Annotated in this window: 16 protein-coding genes; 4 read left to right on the top strand and 12 right to left on the bottom strand. The window is 73.0% G+C overall.

The window, feature by feature from the left end:
• Positions 1-9: 9 nt before the first annotated feature.
• From FHR36_RS13245 to FHR36_RS13230, 4 genes are read right to left on the bottom strand one after another with little or no spacing between them, the layout of a single operon-like run.
• Complete coding sequence (locus FHR36_RS13245; protein WP_253796604.1) at positions 10-1005, bottom strand: carbamate kinase; 996 nt, start codon at positions 1003-1005, stop codon at positions 10-12.
• 2 nt (positions 1006-1007) lie between these two features.
• Complete coding sequence (gene argF / locus FHR36_RS13240; protein ID WP_253796603.1) at positions 1008-2021, bottom strand: ornithine carbamoyltransferase; 1014 nt, start codon at positions 2019-2021, stop codon at positions 1008-1010.
• Positions 2022-2042: 21 nt separating this feature from the next.
• Positions 2043-3263, bottom strand: a complete 1221-nt coding sequence (locus tag FHR36_RS13235; RefSeq protein ID WP_253796602.1) for an arginine deiminase — start codon at positions 3261-3263, stop codon at positions 2043-2045.
• 20 nt (positions 3264-3283) lie between these two features.
• Positions 3284-4693 carry an amino acid permease gene (locus tag FHR36_RS13230; protein WP_253796780.1) on the bottom strand — a complete coding sequence of 470 codons (1410 nt, stop codon included), beginning with the start codon at positions 4691-4693 and terminating at the stop codon, positions 3284-3286.
• Positions 4694-5153: 460 nt separating this feature from the next.
• Here FHR36_RS13230 and FHR36_RS13225 point away from each other — a divergent pair, with 460 nt between their 5' ends.
• From FHR36_RS13225 to FHR36_RS13210, 4 genes are all read left to right on the top strand, one after another.
• Positions 5154-6041: a universal stress protein gene (locus FHR36_RS13225; protein ID WP_253796601.1), complete on the top strand. Its 888-nt coding sequence runs from the start codon at positions 5154-5156 to the stop codon at positions 6039-6041.
• A gap of 329 nt (positions 6042-6370) precedes the next feature.
• Entirely contained in the window at positions 6371-6619 is a 249-nt protein-coding gene (locus tag FHR36_RS13220; protein ID WP_253796600.1) for a hypothetical protein, read from the top strand.
• Between the two features lie 224 nt (positions 6620-6843).
• On the top strand, positions 6844-7488 hold the full coding sequence (locus FHR36_RS13215; protein WP_253796599.1) for a dihydrofolate reductase family protein: 645 nt from the start codon (positions 6844-6846) through the stop codon (positions 7486-7488).
• 105 nt (positions 7489-7593) lie between these two features.
• Positions 7594-8319, top strand: coding sequence for a FadR/GntR family transcriptional regulator (locus tag FHR36_RS13210; protein WP_253796598.1), 726 nt, complete (start codon positions 7594-7596; stop codon positions 8317-8319).
• A gap of 59 nt (positions 8320-8378) precedes the next feature.
• Here the strand turns inward: FHR36_RS13210 and FHR36_RS13205 are convergent, their stop codons facing one another.
• From FHR36_RS13205 to FHR36_RS13170, 8 genes are read right to left on the bottom strand one after another with little or no spacing between them, the layout of a single operon-like run.
• On the bottom strand, positions 8379-9242 hold the full coding sequence (locus FHR36_RS13205) for an amidohydrolase family protein (RefSeq protein ID WP_407660822.1): 864 nt from the start codon (positions 9240-9242) through the stop codon (positions 8379-8381).
• Positions 9230-9541, bottom strand: a complete 312-nt coding sequence (locus FHR36_RS13200; protein WP_253796596.1) for an L-rhamnose mutarotase — start codon at positions 9539-9541, stop codon at positions 9230-9232. Before FHR36_RS13200 ends, FHR36_RS13205 begins: the two co-directional genes overlap by 13 nt.
• On the bottom strand, positions 9538-10182 hold the full coding sequence (locus tag FHR36_RS13195) for a LutC/YkgG family protein (RefSeq protein WP_253796595.1): 645 nt from the start codon (positions 10180-10182) through the stop codon (positions 9538-9540). Before FHR36_RS13195 ends, FHR36_RS13200 begins: the two co-directional genes overlap by 4 nt.
• Positions 10179-11651, bottom strand: a complete 1473-nt coding sequence (locus FHR36_RS13190; RefSeq protein ID WP_253796594.1) for a lactate utilization protein B — start codon at positions 11649-11651, stop codon at positions 10179-10181. The genes FHR36_RS13195 and FHR36_RS13190 overlap by 4 nt, the downstream gene beginning before the upstream one ends.
• Positions 11648-12388: a (Fe-S)-binding protein gene (locus tag FHR36_RS13185; protein ID WP_253796593.1), complete on the bottom strand. Its 741-nt coding sequence runs from the start codon at positions 12386-12388 to the stop codon at positions 11648-11650. The genes FHR36_RS13190 and FHR36_RS13185 overlap by 4 nt, the downstream gene beginning before the upstream one ends.
• The gene (locus tag FHR36_RS13180; protein WP_253796592.1) at positions 12388-13386 is read right to left on the bottom strand and encodes an aldo/keto reductase; all 999 of its coding nucleotides are present in this window, start codon (positions 13384-13386) and stop codon (positions 12388-12390) included. Before FHR36_RS13180 ends, FHR36_RS13185 begins: the two co-directional genes overlap by 1 nt.
• Positions 13383-14144 (bottom strand): SDR family NAD(P)-dependent oxidoreductase, encoded by a 762-nt coding sequence (locus FHR36_RS13175; protein WP_253796591.1) that lies wholly within the window; start codon positions 14142-14144, stop codon positions 13383-13385. The genes FHR36_RS13180 and FHR36_RS13175 overlap by 4 nt, the downstream gene beginning before the upstream one ends.
• The gene (locus tag FHR36_RS13170) at positions 14141-15481 is read right to left on the bottom strand and encodes an L-fuconate dehydratase (protein ID WP_253796590.1); all 1341 of its coding nucleotides are present in this window, start codon (positions 15479-15481) and stop codon (positions 14141-14143) included. Before FHR36_RS13170 ends, FHR36_RS13175 begins: the two co-directional genes overlap by 4 nt.
• Position 15482: the final 1 nt, after the last annotated feature.

Below are 15482 nucleotides of genomic sequence, written 5' to 3'. Positions count from 1 at the left end.
CTGGTGGGTTCAGACTGCCGTGCGGGGTGCGACCGGGCCGAGGGCCGAAGGTCCCGCGGGCCGTGACCTCTGTCCCGCTTCGCGGGCCGGCGGCAGCGCGCGGACGGTGGTGCCGGTGGTGCCGAGGAGCGCGCCGAGGGCGTCGTCGAGGGGGCCGATGACGGCAACGCGGCCGGTGCGATCCGCGAAGTTGGCGGCGGCCCGGGCCTTGGGCCGCATCGAGCCCTCGGGCAGGTCGAGTTCGCGCAGCTGCCCGGGTGTGACGGTGGTGAGTGGGCCGGGGTGTGCGGCACCGAAACGGCTGAACACGTGGGTGACATCGGTGAGGATCAGCAGGGCGTCCGCGTCGAGCTGTTCGGCGAGCAGGGCTGCGGTGAGGTCCTTGTCGACCACGGCCTCGACGCCGCGGATCCGTCCGGTGTCCGGGTCGCGGACGACGGGCACACCGCCGCCTCCGGCCGCGATGACCACGGTTCCGGTCGCCACCAGGGCCTGGATCGCCGGCAGTTCGGTGACCGCGACGGGCCGGGGCGAGGGCACCGTGCGGCGCAGCCGGGCGCCGTCGCGGGCGGTGGTCCAGCCGCGTTCGATCTCCATCAGCCTGGCCTGACGGTCGGTGAGCTGCCCGCCGATGAACTTGCCCGGCTGTCGGAACGCCGGGTCGTGCGGGTCGATCTCGGTGTGGGTGATCAGCGCGGTCACGGTCCGCCCGGGCAGCAGGGTCGCCAGTTCACGGGCGAGCAGGGTGCCGATCATGCCCTGGGTCTCGGCTCCGACGACGTCCAGCGGGTAGGGCACGGTCAGGGCGGGGTCGGCCTCGCTCTCGGCGGCGAGCAGGCCGACCTGCGGCCCGTTGCCGTGGGTGATCACCAACTCGTGCCCGGCGAGGACGAGTTCGGCCAGCGAGCGGGCCGCGTCGTGCACGTGGTGCTGCTGGACGGCGGCGTCGGGGTGTTCCCCGCGCTGGAGCAGGGCGTTTCCGCCGAGGGCGGCGAGGATGCGCATGGTCAGTGACTCCCGAGGGTGGCGACGAGGACAGCCTTGATGGTGTGCATCCGGTTCTCGGCCTGGTCGAAGACCAGTGAGGCGGGCGACTCGAAGACCTCGTCGGTGACTTCGAGGCCGTCCGGCCCGTCCGAGCCGTACTGGTCGGCGAGTTCGGCGCCGAGGTCGGTGCGCCGGTCGTGCAGGGCGGGCAGGCAGTGCAGGAAGGCGGTGTCCGGGTTGCCGGTCGCGGCCATGGTCCCGGCGTTGACCTGGTACGGCAGCAGGAGGTCGATGCGCTCCTTCCAGTGGCTGTGGTCCTCGCCCATCGAGACCCAGACGTCGGTGCAGAGGTAGTCCGCGCCGCGCACGGCCTCGGCGACGTCGTCGGTGAGGGTGAGGCGGGCGCCGCTGTCCTGGCCGATCAGCAGGCACTCCTGTACCAGCTCCGGGTGCGGCCACAGCTCGCGCGGCGCCGCCACGCGTACGTCCATGCCGAGCAGGCTGCCCATCGCCAGCAGCGAGTTGGCGGTGTTGTTGCGGGCGTCGCCGAGGTAGCAGAAGGAGATCTGCTCCAGTGGCCTGCCGCTGTGCTCGCGCATGGTGAAGACGTCGCACAGGCTCTGGGTCGGGTGGCACTCGTCGGTGAGGCCGTTGTAGACCGGTACGCCCGCGTGGGCGGCGAGTTCGGTGGCGGTGTCCTGGGCGAAGCCGCGGTATTCGATGCCGTCGTACATCCGGCCGAGCACGCGGGCGGTGTCGGCGACGGACTCCTTGTGGCCGAGGTGGGAGCTGTCGGGGCCGAGGTAGGTGGTGGTGGCGCCCTGGTCGGCGGCGGCGACCTCGAAGGCGCAACGGGTGCGGGTGGAGTTCTTCTCGAAGATCAGGGCGAGCCGGCGGCCGGTCAGCCGCGGGGTCTCGGTACCGGCCCGTTTGGCGGCCTTCAGCTCGGCGGCGAGGTCGAGCAGGTGGTGGATCTCGGCGGCGGTGAAGTCGAACTCGCTCAGGTAGTGGCGGCCGTGCAGGGTGACGGTCATGACGGAGTCTCCTCGGGGTGGTCAGTCGACGGGATCGCGCTGGATCGGGCAGCTCATGCAGCGTGGGCCGCCGCGGCCGCGGCCGAGTTCGGAGCCGGCGATGGTGACGATCTCGATGCCCTGCTTGCGCAGGTGGGTGTTGGTGGTGGTGTTGCGTTCGTAGCCCACGACGACGCCGGGCCCGAGGGCGAGGAAGTTGCTTCCGTCGTCCCACTGTTCGCGTTCGGCGGCCCGGGTGTCCTGGTCGGCCGAGAGGAAGCGGACCTTGTCCACGCCGATCGCCTCGGCGAGGGAGGTTGCGAGGTCGGTGTCCGGGGTGAGGTCGAATCCGCTCGGCCGCTCGGGCGCGGGGGTGAGGGTCCAGGAGCGCAGGCCGCCTGCCAGCCCCGGGTAGACGGCGAAGGCGTCCCGGTCGATCATCGTCATGACGGTGTCCAGGTGCATGAACGCCCGCCGTTCCGGCAGGCGGACCGCGATCAGCCGGTGCGCTGCGCCGAACAGGAAGAGCTGCTGGGCGAGTTGTTCGACGGCCTGGGCCGTGGTGCGCTCGCCCATCCCGACCATGACCACGCCCGGGGCGATCACGTGGACGTCCCCGCCCTCCAGGCTCAGCCCGGCCGGGTCGGTGCCGTCGAGCAGCGGCGGGGCGGTCTCGGAGAACAGCGGGTGGAAGCGGTAGATCGCCGCGGTGTGCAGGGTCTCCCGTCGCCGGGCGGGCCTGGCCATCGGGTTGAGGCTGTAGCGGGCGCCGATCCAGCAGGAGTTGTCGCGCGGGAAGAGGTGGTTCGGCAGCGGCGGGAGGGCGAAGTCCTGTGCGCCCAGGGTGTTCCAGAGCAGGCTGTGGGGCTTGCGGATCGGCAGGTCGTCCTTGAGGACGCCGCCGATCAGGTACTCGGCGAGCGTGACGCCGTCGAGTTGCTCGCACAGCTCCCGTACCGGCTCGACCAGGGCCGGGCCCACGGTGGCCGGGGTGACGACCTGTCCCAGCAGCCAGGCGCGGGCCGGTGCCAGGTCGAGGGTCTGTCCGAGCAGGTCGGCGTAGTGGTGGACGCGCACGCCGTGGTCGCGCAGCACCTGGGCGAAGGCGTCGTGCTCCTCGCGGGCCCGCTTGGCCCACAGGATGTCGTCGAAGAGCAGCTCGTCGACGTTGTCGGGGGTGAGTCGGGCCAGTTCCAGGCCCGGGCGGTGCAGGATCACCTGGCGCAGCCGGCCGGCTTCCGAGTCGACACGCAGAGTGGACATCGCGGTGTGCTCCCTGGTTCTCAGTGCTGGTGGCGCGGCGTCAGCGCGCGGCGGAGGATGGTCGGCAGGCCCACGGTGTCCGCGGTGCGGGCCGCCTTCGGCAGCGGGTCGTCGTCCCGGGCCGGGCCGATCCCGACGACCGGGGTGCGGGTGGCGGCGTCCGTGGCGGCGCCGGTGCGCGGGCGCTTCAGCCAGATGTAGACCGGGATGCCGAGCAGGATGGTGAACAGGCCGTAGTAGACGGTCTGGTAGCCGCTGCCCTGGATCGACCAGTAGCAGAACGCCAGGGCCACGACGGTGACGACCACGTCCCGGGCCAGGCGACGCCGGTCGGTCTCCTCGCTGCTCCGCTGCACCAGCCGGTACAGCTGCGCGGCCGCCGCGAGCAGGTACGGGATGACGGCGGTGAGCACGCTCAGCAGCACGATCTCGGTGAACACCCGGGTGAAGCGGGTGTAGCTGACCACGGTGAGGACCGAGGCGAGGACGGTCGCCGAGACGATGCCGAAGGCCGGGACCCCGCCACGGCCCCGGACCTTGGTGAAGACGTCCGGGAAGAGCCCGTCGCGGGCGGCGGCCATCGGCATCTCCGCGCAGATCAGGGTCCAGCCGTTGAGCGCGCCGATGCCGGAGACGATCGCGGCGGCGGCGACCAGGTTGCCGGCCCAGTGGCCGCCCGCGATGTTGTTCACGGCGTCGGTGAACGGGGCGGTGGAGGAGCCGAGTTCACTGTGCGGGACGGTGCCGAGGACGGCCAGGGTGCCCAGCAGGTAGATCGCGGCGCAGGCCAGCGTGCCGTAGATCGTCGCCCGCGGCACGTTGCGCCTCGGGTCGCGGACCCGTCCGGCGGCCACCGAGGCGGTCTCCAGGCCGATGTAGCTGAACAGCGCGATCGCTCCCGCCGCCGATATCGCCCCGACCGGCGAGGTCCCACCGGCGTTGAAGGCCCCGAAGTTCCCGGACTTCATGAACAGCAGGCCGATCGTGGCCATGAACGCCAGCGGAAGGAACTTCAGCACCGTGGTGACGATCTGGAAGGCCCCGATGGCGCGCACGCCGGTGAGGTTGACCAGCGCGGGCAGCCACAGCCCCACCAGCGCGATCGCGATCGAACCCGCCGTGTGGTGGCCCTTGTTGACGAACACCTCCACGTAGCCGACCCAGGCCACCGCGATGGCCGCGTTCCCGGCCCAGGCGGTGATCCAGTACGACCAGGCGGTCAGGAAGCCGGCGAACTCGCCGAACGCGTCGCGGGCGTAGACGTACGGTCCGCCGCTGCCCGGCGCCCGCTCCGACAGCCGTCCGAAGGTCACCGCCAGCGCCAGTGCGCCGATCGTCACCAGGACGAACGCCACCAGCGCGATCGGCCCGTACGGGGCGAGTGCGGAGGGCAGCGCGAAGACGCCGGTACCGATGATGCTGCCGACCACCAGCGCGGTCGCAGCGGGCAGGCCGAAGCCGCCGCTCTTCTCGGACGGACGGTCATCCGCCGTTCTCTGCGGGGATTCTCCGCGACCGTGTGCGGACATCAGGCGCTCCTTTGCGAGGTGCTCGGGGAGGCGGACGGGCACCGGTCGGGCCGTCGCTCACGGTGAAGATCCTCGGAGAACGGCCGCGTCCCCTCCCAGGGACCGACGGCCCTGTCCCGCCCGCCGGCAGTCCCGTCCCCGCGCGCCGGAGGTCCCGGCCGGACGGCCCGGCTGACGGAACGTCGCGGGCCCGGGCAGGGGCATCGGCCGCCCGGGGCCGACGGCGGTCAGGGACCACCGGCCCTCAGGTCGGACCGGTCGGTCCCTGGGCCGGCCGGGGCCGGTCCCGACAGAGTTCTCCCGGCGGGGAGCGGAAGGCGTCCTGGCCGCACACCATCCGACCGAGATGAGGGGAACGACGATGACACGCGCTGTCCTGACCGGGATCGACGGGTCGCCGCAGAGTGAGGCCGCGGTCCGGTGGGCCGCCGAGGAGGCGGTCCGCCGCGGCGCCGTTCTGCGGATCCTGCACGCCTGGCCCTGGCTGAGCGCCGCAAACGTCGAGGGCCTGCCGGCCGGCGGCCTACGGCCGGCCGCGCTCCGGGCGCTGGCCGACGCCGCCGAGGAGATCCGCCGGGCTCACCCCGGGCTGTCGGTGGAGACCGCCGTGGTCGGCGACGACCCGGCCGACGCATTGGCCGCTGCGGGCGAGGACCAGGAACTGATCGTTCTCGGCTCGCGCGGGCTGGGCGGTTTCTCCGGGCTGCTGGCCGGCTCGGTCGGTCTGGCGGTGGCGGCCCGCGCCACCGTTCCCGTGGTCCTGGTCCGGGCGGACGGGACGGCCGGACCGGGCGGGCCGGGCGCCGACGGACCGGACCGCCGCGAGATCGTCGTCGGCGTCGACGGCCACCACGCCGCCGACGCCGTCCTGGACTTCGCCTTCACCGAGGCGGCCCGGCGCGGGGCACGGGTGCGGGCGGTCCACGGCTGGGACCTGGTGCCGGTGTGGACGGCCCCCGGCTGGGTGCCGCCCCAGGTGGACCTCGCTGTCCAGGACGGCAGCGAGCAGGCCGCGCTCGCCAAGGCGCTCACCGCCGCCCGGGCCGCCCACCCGAACGTCGAGGTGATCGCCGAGACCCGGATCGGCGGGGCCGCCAACGCCGTGGTGGCCGCCTCCGCCGGAGCCGAGCTCGTCGTCGTCGGGCGGCGTGACCGGCTCCACCACCCGCTGGGGATACGGCTCGGTCCGGTCACCCACGCCGTGATCCACCACTCCGCCGCCCCGGCCGTCGTGGTCCCGCACGACTGATCCCGGCTTCCGCGCGTGCGGTCGACCGCACGCGCAGCCGCGCGCTGGTCCTCGCCGCGGTCGCTGTCGGTCCGGCGGCGCTGCTCGGCGCCGGGTCCGCCCGGGCCGCGCTCGGCTCGGCCGAACGCCACGCCGCCAAGGCACCACGCCACCTGCACCGTGCCGATACCGTCCTGCTCACGGCCACCCGGTACGCGGCCGGCACCGGCGCCGCGGCGGCCGGTCGCGACCGGGCCGGCGCGACGTGGACCTCCCCCGCCGGGCAGCCCGCTACCGGCACGGCCGGGCTTTCCCGGCCGACCCGGGCGGGCTCCACCACGGGCATCCCGGTGCGCGACAGCGGGCAGCGCGCCGACGCTCCGCCCAGCACCGCCGACCTCGTTTCCGACGCCGTCTGCTTCGGCCTGCTCGTCTTCGGCGGCCTGGCCGTCCTCACCACCTGCGGACTCGGCCACCGGCTCACCGTCCTGGACCACCGAGCCGAGGCCGCCTGGCAGCGCTACTGGGCCGAACTCGAACCCGTCTGGACCGGACGCACCTCCCGCCGGCCCGGCAACGGCGACGCCCGTCGTGGTTGAGTCGCCACCGGCCCCGGCCGGCCGTCGTGCCCCGCCCAGCACGACTCGGACATGCGGGTCCGGATCAAGGAGCGCGGCGTACCTGCCGAGCACTACTGCAGGGAGTCGAAGGGACGGTGACCGTCGCACCGGGCGAGGCCGGGGTGGCGTCGCAGCGGTGAGTTCGACGGGTCCTACCTGTCCAGCCCCCTCCGACCGAGCCGACCGATCACCGGGAGCAAGGCATGGGCCTCATCCACATCGAACTGTTCGCGACCCTCGACCTCGTCGGGCAGGCGCCCGGCGGCCCCGACGAGGACCCGGTGGGGTTCCCGTTCGGCGGCTGGCAGGCACCCCTGCTGGACGAGGTCACCGGGGCGCAGATCGGTGCCGCGTACGAGGGCACGGACGCCCTTCTGCTCGGCCGGCGCACGTACGGCCTGTTCGCCGGCTACTGGCCGCACCAGGAGGGCGGCGAGGACAACGAGATCGCCACGCTCTTCAACAGCGTCCCGAAGTACGTGGCCTCCCGCGGCCGGCCGGACCTCTCGTGGGCCGGATCCGTGCAGCTCGGCCCGGATCTGGCCGAGGCGGTGCGCGGGATCCGCGATCGGCACGAGCACGTGAAGGTCGTCGGGAGCCTGAACCTGGTCCAGACCCTCCTGCGCGAGAAGCTCTTCGACCGCCTCGACCTCTGGGTGCACCCGATCGTCCTCGGCGTCGGGAAGAAGGTGTTCGACGGTGGCGCGGTGCCCACGAACGTCACCCTTCTCGAACCGCCGGCGGCCAGTCCGAAGGGCACCGTCCACCTGCGCTATGGGCTCGCCGACGGCATCCCCGGGACGGGCGACATGAGCGCACCCGATCGCGGTGTCGGGCGGACCGACTGAAGCCACCCCCCGCGCCGGGCGGGTCCTTGTCCTCCGGCCGGGCCGTCGTTCGACGGGACTATCATGAAGAGATCCGATGTCCGGCTGCCACGAGAGGCAGGGCGTGTGCCAGTCACCGATGAGGCGATCGACAAGATAAAAGAGATGATCGTCAGCGGCGAGCTGCGCCCGGGGTCCAAGCTGCCGAAGGAGGCCGATCTCGCGGCCCGGTTGGGTCTGTCCCGCAACTCCCTGCGGGAGGCGGTCAAGGCGCTGTCCCTGATCCGGGTGCTCGACGTACGGCAGGGCGACGGCACCTACGTGACCAGCCTGGAGCCGAATCTGCTGCTGGACGCCCTGGGTTTCGTCGTCGAGTTCCACCAGGACGACACCGTGCTGGAGTTCCTGGAGGTTCGCCGCATTCTGGAACCCGCCGCGGCGGCGCTGGCGGCACGGGTCATGTCGGACGAGGCGATCGCCGAACTGGGCGCCGTGCTCGACCGGCTGGCCGACGACGCCACGCTGGAGGAGCTGATCGCCAACGATCTGGAGTTCCACCAGCTGATCGCTGCCGGTTCGGGCAACACGGTGCTCTGCTCGCTGGTGGAGGGGCTCTCCGGCCCCACCACCAGGGCCAGGATCTGGCGCGGTATCACCGAGGAGGGTGCCGTGCAGCGCACCCGGGAGCAGCACCGGGCGATCGTGGACGCCATCGCCGCCCGCCGGCCCGATCTGGCGCATGCCTGGACCACGGTGCATGTCGCCGGTGTGGAGGACTGGCTGCGCGGGATGCTGGGGTCGGGCTCGGTGCTGCCGCCGGCTCTCCCCGGAGCGACCGCGATCCGCCCCTGACCGGGCCCCGGCGGCCGTGCTGATCAGCCGTAGCGATCAGGCGATCACAGCACGGCCGATCAGCGGGCCAGCCCGTACCGCCGGATCGCCGTCCGGGAGAACACGGCGTTCCGCTCCCCGGCGCCGAGCCCGGCGAGCAGGTCGTCGGCGATGCCGACCGTCCGCCGGTAGTCGGCAGCCAGGGTGCTCACGGGCCAGTCCGATCCGAACATCAGCCGGTCGGGCCCGAAGGCCTCGAGGGCCACGTCGACGTACGGCCGCAGCTCGCGGACACCGGCCCCGGGTGCGGCCTCGGTGAGCAACCCGGACAGCTTGGCGACGGTGTTGGGCAGGGCGGCGAGGCGCCGCACCCGGTCGGCCCAGGGGTGGAGCTGTCCGCCGGCGACGGGCGGCTTTCCGAGGTGGTCGAGGACGAAGGTGACTCCGGGGAGGCCGGCGGCCGCGCCGATCGCGGCCGGCAGCTGATGCGGCCGGACGATCAGGTCGTACACCAGACCGGCCCCGGCCACGGCCAGCAGGCCCCGGCGGACGTCCGGGCGCAGCAGCCAGTCGGGGTCGGGCTCCTCCTGCACCTGGTGACGGATGCCCACCAGGTGCTTCCCGCCGGGGAGTTCACGCAGTCGGGCGAGGTTGTCGGCGACGTCGGGGGCGGTGAGGTCGGTCCAGCCGACGACCCCGGCGACCAGCGGGTCGCGGTCGGCCAGGGCGAGGAACTCGGGGGTCTCCTCGGTGACCGTGATGGTCTGCACCAGCACGGTCGCCGTCACACCGGCCGCCTGGGCCTCGGGGCGCAGGTCGTCCAGCGTGAACGAGCGCCGCAACGGGGTGAGCGCCGCGCCGGTGATCCAGGGCTGGTCGCGGACGGCGAGGTCCCAGACGTGGTGGTGCGCGTCGACGATCGGCAGGCCGTTCACAGCTGCCACACCACCGGCAGTCCGGCCGCGGCCCCGTCCGTCGAGTAGTCGTGGACGACATCCAGCAGGTCGGCCATCCGGGCCTGCCAGGCGATGTTGACCGGCAGGTGCTCCAGCTCGGCCAGCAGCCGCGCGTAGTCCTCGCACTCCAGCAGGTGGAACAGCTCGCAGCCGCTGCGCCAGATCGTCCAGGCGTGGACGCCGGCGGCGCGGATGGCGTCCGTCAGCTCCTCGGGCACGGCCCGGTGTGCGGTCTCGTAGTCATCGATCCGGTCGGGCCGGACGCGGGTGTGCAGGGCGACTCTCACGCTTCCTCCGTGCTGGTGAGGATGATGACGTCCAGGGTGCGCGGGCCGTGGACGCCCTCCACCCGGTCGAGTTCGATGTCGCTGGTGGCGGACGGGCCCGAGACGAAGGTCAGGGGGCGGGTGGGATCGAGCAGGGCGATGGCCTCGGGGACGTCCCCAGCGATCTGTTCGGCGCGGACCACGCAGAGGTGGTAGTCCGGCAGCAGGGTCAGGGCGCGCCGGCCCTGGCCGGGCCCGGCGTCGAGCACGATCGTGCCGGTGACGGCGATGGCGACGGCACACGTGCTGAGCACCGCCCCGATGCCGTCGAGCTCGGCGGGCGTGCGCGGCGGCGCGTCGCCGAGCCGGGTGAAGGTGCCGCCGGGCAGCCACGCGTCGGGGAAGCCGTCCGGCACCACCGCCCGCGTCAGACCACGGTCGGCGAGCAGTCGTCCGACGGTCCGGGCGGCCTGATGCTCGGGGGCCACGGTCACGGTGGCGCGGTAGTCGGCCACGCGTTCGGCGAACAGCTCGACCAGCGGGACATCGGCGTGGCTGCGCCGGTAGCCGCGCGGGATCGGGGCCTCCTCGGGGCGCTCGGCCGGTGGGACGTCGCCGAGCGCCGCGCGGGCCCGTCCGAGGATGGTGTCGCGGGTGCTCATCGCTGTCCTCCTGCGCGGTTGGCGCGCCACCAGGCCCGGAAGGACTCGGCCGGGGGTGCCGGCGTGTCCCGGGTGTCGGACCAGCCGCGGAACGGTCCCGGCAGCCGCCCGATCCGTCCCCGGCGGGAGAGCAGGCGCCCACCGAGGGAGGCGGCACGCTGGGCGAGCCCCAGCCGGGCTGGTGACACCAGGACCGCGGTCGCACCCTTCATGGCGAGTGCCTCCAGGGTGGGCAGGCGGCGGTGCCCGGCCTTGGCCTCGACCGCCTTGGCCCGCAGGTGGGTGAGCACCTCCGGAATGTTGATCCTCACGGGGCAGGCGTCGTAGCAGGCCCCGCACAGGGTGGAGGCGAACGGCAGACTCGACGCGTGCTCCACGCCGACGAGTTGGGGGGTGAGCACGGCTCCGATCGGCCCCGGGTAGACCGAGCCGTAGGCGTGACCGCCGGTGCGCTCGTAGACCGGGCAGACGTTGAGGCAGGCGGAGCAGCGGATGCAGTGGAGTGCCTGTCGGCCGACCTCGTCGGCGAGGGTGTCGGTGCGGCCGTTGTCGAGCAGCACCAGGTGGAACGCGGACGGTCCGTCGCCGGGCGTGGTGCCGGTCCACAGCGAGGTGTAGGGGTTCATCCGCTCGCCGGTGGAGGAGCGGGGCAGGAGTTGGAGGAAGACCTCCAGGTCGGTGAAGGCGGGCAGTACCTTCTCGATGCCCATGACGGTGATCAGGGTCTCGGGCAGGGTGAGGCACATCCGGCCGTTGCCCTCGGACTCCACCACGGCGACGGTGCCGGTGTCGGCGCAGGCGAAGTTGGCGCCGGAGACTGCGACCTCGGCGCGCAGGAACTTCTCCCGCAGGTGCAGTCGCGCTGCCTCGGCCAGGGCGGCCGGCTCGTCGGTGAGCCCCTCGGGAGCGGGGCGGCCCCAGTGGCCCATCTCGGCGGCGAACAGGTCGCGGATCTCGCCGCGGTTCCGGTGGATGGCGGGGACCAGGATGTGCGACGGCCGGTCCTCCCCGAGCTGGACGATCAGCTCCGCCAGGTCGGTCTCGCAGGCGGTGACCCCGGCGTCGGCGAGGGCCTCGTTGAGGCCGATCTCCTGGGTGGCCATCGACTTGATCTTGAGGATCTCGGTCGCGCCGGTGGCCCGGATCAACTCGGTCACGATCCGGTTGGCCTCGGCCGCGTCCGCCGCCCAGTGCACGGTGCCGCCGGCGGCCGTGACCGACTCCTCCAACCGCTCGAGATAGTAAGGGAGATGCCGGAGAGTGTGCCGCTTGATCGCCTCACCGGCGGCTCGCAGCTCCTCCCAGTCGTCCAGTTCTCCGGTCGCGGCGAGGCGCTTGTCACGGATGGTGGTCGTCGCCCGCCGCAGGTTCGCGCGCAGCCGGTCGTCGGCGAGGGCCGTGCGGGCCGCGTCGGGGAAGGCGGGGCTGCCGAGGAACACCACGCCGCGCGCGCCCATGGCTCCGGTCATCCCCGGTCTCCTTCCGTGGCGGCCAGGATCTCGGCCAGATGCATCGTGCGTACCGGCGAGCCCTGCCGGGAGAGGCCGCCGCCGATGTGTATCAGGCAGGAGTTGTCCGCGGCACACAGCACCTCGGCTCCTACCGCCGTGATCGCGGCCGTCTTGTCGGCCAGCATGGCCGCCGAGGTGTCGGCGTTCTTCAGTGCGAAGGTGCCGCCGAAGCCGCAGCAGGAGTCAGCCCGCGGGAGTTCGACCAGCTCCAGCCCGCGGACCGCGCGCAGCAGTCGCTCGGGCCGGTCGCCGAGCCGGAGCCCGCGCAGCGAGTGGCAGGTCGGATGGTAGGCGACTCGGCGGGGGAACGCTGCTCCGACCTCCTCGACCTTCAGCACCTCGGTCAGGAACTCGGTGAACTCGTACACCCTGGGGACGAGTTCGGCCACGTCTTGCTGCAACTGCCGACGACCGTACTGCTCGGCCAGCACCGGGTGGTTGTCGCGCACCATGCCCGCGCAGGAGGCGGACGGGGTGACGACGGCGTCGTACCCGCCGAAGGTCCGGGCGAACCCGCTGACCAGCGGCACCGCGTCCGGCCGGTAGCCGGTGTTGAACTGCATCTGGCCGCAGCAGGTCTGCGCTTCGGGGAACTCGACCTGGTGGCCGAGCCGTTCGAGGACGGTCACCACCGCGCGGCCGGTGTCGGGAAACAGGGTGTCGTTGAAGCAGGTGATGAACAGGGCGATGCGCATCAGGTCACCTCCTCGGGCGTCGGGACGTCCGGGGGCAGCAGTCCGCGGTCCTTGAGGTCTGCCCAGAGCGCCGCCGGAATGGGGTGGTGGAGCATGTCCGCGGCGTCCCGGACCTCGCGGGCGCTACGGGTGCCGACCAGGACGCTCGCCACGGCCGGGTGCCCGAACGGAAAGCGCAGGGCCGCGGCGCGCAGGGGCACGCCGTGCTTCTCGCAGACGGCTTTGAGGTCGAGGGCGCGCGCGAGCAGGTCGTCGGGGGCGGTGGTGTAGTCGAAGGTGGCGCCGGGGCGCGGGTCGGCGAGCAGTCCGGAGTTGAAGACTCCGCCGATGACGACGCCGACGCCGCGCTGCTGGGCCAGCGGCAGGAGTTCGGTCAGGCCGCGCTGGTCGAGGAGGCTGTAGCGGCCGGCCAGCAGGACGGCGTCGATGTCGGTGTCGCGGACGAACCGGGTGAGCAGTTCGGCCTGGTTCATGCCGACGCCGATTACGCCGACCAGCCCCTCGGCGCGCAGCCGTTCGAGCTCCGGGTAGGCCTCGGTGAGGGCCTGGTCGGCGTGGTCGTCGGGGTCGTGGAGGTAGGCGATGTCGATCCGGTCCAGGCCGAGCCGTTCCAGGCTGTCCTCGATCGAGCGGCGTACCCCCTGGGCACTGAAGTCCCAGACGCGGCGGTGGGTGGCGGGCACGGCGAAGCCGTTGGCGAGGTCGTCGCCGCCGGTGACGGGGGTCGGCTCCAGCAGTCGTCCGACCTTCGTGGACAGGGTGTACTCGTCCCGGGGCATGCTGCGCAGCGCCTCGCCGAGTCGGCGCTCGGACAGGCCGAGGCCGTAGTGGGGGGCGGTGTCGAAGTACCGCACGCCTGCCTCCCATGCGGCGGCGACGGCCTGTTCGGCCTGGGCGTCGGTGACCTGGGTGAACAGGTTGCCGATGCCGGCGGCGCCGAAGGCGAGTTCGCCGACCCGGACGCCGCTGCGGCCGAGCGGGCGGTGGCGCGGGTTCACTGCTTCGGCTCCGGTCGCAGGCGCAGGCCGGCCATGCCGCCGTCGACGGCGAGCGCGGTGCCGGTGACGGACCCGGCCGCCGGGGAGGCGAGGTACGCGATGGCGGCGGCGACCTCCTCGGCGGTGACCAGGCGTCCGGTGGGCTGCCGGGCGCTCAGGGCGGCGCGTTCGGCCTGCGGGTCGGCGGCGGAGTCGAGCAGCCGGGAGACCCACGGAGTGTCCACCGTGCCGGGGTTGACGCAGTTGACGCGGATTCCTTCGCGGACGTGGTCGGCGGACATGGCCAGGGTGAGCGACAGGACCGCGCCCTTGCTGGCCGAGTACAGCGCGCGCTGCGGCAGGCCGGCGGTGGCGGCGATGGAGCAGGTGTTGACCACGGAGGCGCAGGCCGATCGGCGCAGGTACGGCAGGGCGGCGCGGGTGGTGCGGACGATGCCGAGCACGTTGACGTCCAGGACCCGGTGCCACTGCTCGTCCGGGTTGTCCTCCACGGTCCCCGCGGCGCCGATGCCGGCGTTGTTGACCAGGATGTCGACTCCGCCGAGCGCCTCGGCCGCCCTCTCGACGGCCGAGCGCACCGAGCGGTCGTCGGCGACGTCGGCGGTGAAGCCGCGCAGCGGTTCGCCGAGCGCGCTCGGATCGAGGTCCAGGACGGCGACCCTCGCTCCGCGCTCGCCGAGCAGTCGGGCGGTGGCCAGGCCGATGCCGGAGGCGCCGCCGGTGACCAGGGCGGTGAGCCCGTCGAGGTCGCTGGTCATGAACGCTCCCCCGCATCCGTGCGCGCCCGGTCGGTGGCCCAGAATGCGCCGTCGGGATAGCGGTAGGTGTCGATGCTCGCCTGGTGCATGGCGGCGGAGAAGCCGGGGGCGGTGGGTGCCCGGTAGTGGCCGTTGTCGATCACCACCGGGTCGAGGAAGTGCTGGTGGAGGTGGTCGACGTACTCGATCACCCGGTCCTCGGTGGTGCCGGACAGGGCGACGTAGTCGAACATCGACAGGTGCTGGACCAGCTCGCACAGGCCCACGCCGCCCGCGTGCGGGCAGACCGGCACCCCGAACTTGGCGGCGAGCAGCAGGATCGCGAGGTTCTCGTTGACGCCGGCGACCCTGGCGGAGTCGAGCTGCAGGACGTCGATCGCGCCGGCCTGGAGGAGCTGCTTGAAGACGATGCGGTTCTGGACGTGCTCGCCGGTGGCGACCTTGACCGGGTGGACGCCGCGGCGGACGGCGGCGTGGCCGAGGATGTCGTCGGGGCTGGTGGGCTCCTCGATCCAGTACGGGTCGAATTCCGCCAGCGCGTTGGTCCACTCGATCGCTTCGGCGACGTCCCAGCGCTGGTTGGCGTCGATCGCGATGCGGAGGTCCGGGCCGACGGCCTCGCGGGCGGTGCGGCAGCGGCGGATGTCGTCGGCCAGGTCGGCGCCGACCTTCAGCTTGATCTGGGTGAAACCGTCGGCGACCGCCTGCTTGGCGAGGCGGGTCAGCTTCTCGTCGGAGTAGCCGAGCCAGCCGGGCGAGGTGGTGTAGGCGGGGTACCCGCGGCGCAGCAGCTCGGCACGGCGCTCGGCGGCGCCCGGGCGGCCGCGGCGCAGCAGCGCCAACGCCTCCTCGGGCGTGAGCGCGTCACTGAGGTAGCGGAAGTCGACCTGGGAGACCAGCCAGGCCGGGTCGGCGTCGGCGAGGAGCTGCCACAGCGGCTTGCCCTCCCGCTTGGCCGCCAGGTCCCACACCGCGTTGACCACGGCGCCGATGGCCATGTGCATCACCCCCTTCTCCGGTCCGAGCCAGCGCAGCTGGCTGTCACCGATCAGGTCGCGGTAGAGCGAGCCGGGGTCGGCGCACAGCTCGGCGACCGGCCGTCCGACGACGTGGTCGCGCAGCGCGTCGATGGCGGCGACCTGGACGTCGTTGCCGCGCCCGATGGTGAAGGTGAAACCGTGGCCCTCGTGGCCGCCTGCGGAGGTGCGCAGGATCAGGTAGGCGGCGGAGTAGTCGGGGTCGGGGTTCATCGCGTCGGACCCGTCCAGCTCCCGCGAGGTCGGGAAGCGGACGTCATAGGTGTCGACGGCGGTGATCCGCGCTGTTGTGGCGGTCATG

Source organism: Kitasatospora cinereorecta (assembly GCF_024172095.1).
GTDB lineage: Bacteria > Actinomycetota > Actinomycetes > Streptomycetales > Streptomycetaceae > Kitasatospora > Kitasatospora cinereorecta.
This window is presented reverse-complemented; position numbering and strand designations above follow the sequence as displayed.

Coding starts and splice junctions, on each gene's coding strand:
- FHR36_RS13245 (WP_253796604.1), bottom strand. CDS start 1,005: ATGCGCATCCTCGCCGCCCTCGGCGGAAACGCCCTGCTCCAGCGCGGG.
- argF (WP_253796603.1), bottom strand. CDS start 2,021: ATGACCGTCACCCTGCACGGCCGCCACTACCTGAGCGAGTTCGACTTC.
- FHR36_RS13235 (WP_253796602.1), bottom strand. CDS start 3,263: ATGTCCACTCTGCGTGTCGACTCGGAAGCCGGCCGGCTGCGCCAGGTG.
- FHR36_RS13225 (WP_253796601.1), top strand. CDS start 5,154: ATGACACGCGCTGTCCTGACCGGGATCGACGGGTCGCCGCAGAGTGAG.
- FHR36_RS13215 (WP_253796599.1), top strand. CDS start 6,844: ATGGGCCTCATCCACATCGAACTGTTCGCGACCCTCGACCTCGTCGGG.
- FHR36_RS13195 (WP_253796595.1), bottom strand. CDS start 10,182: ATGAGCACCCGCGACACCATCCTCGGACGGGCCCGCGCGGCGCTCGGC.
- FHR36_RS13190 (WP_253796594.1), bottom strand. CDS start 11,651: ATGACCGGAGCCATGGGCGCGCGCGGCGTGGTGTTCCTCGGCAGCCCC.
- FHR36_RS13185 (WP_253796593.1), bottom strand. CDS start 12,388: ATGCGCATCGCCCTGTTCATCACCTGCTTCAACGACACCCTGTTTCCC.
- FHR36_RS13175 (WP_253796591.1), bottom strand. CDS start 14,144: ATGACCAGCGACCTCGACGGGCTCACCGCCCTGGTCACCGGCGGCGCC.
- FHR36_RS13170 (WP_253796590.1), bottom strand. CDS start 15,481: ATGACCGCCACAACAGCGCGGATCACCGCCGTCGACACCTATGACGTC.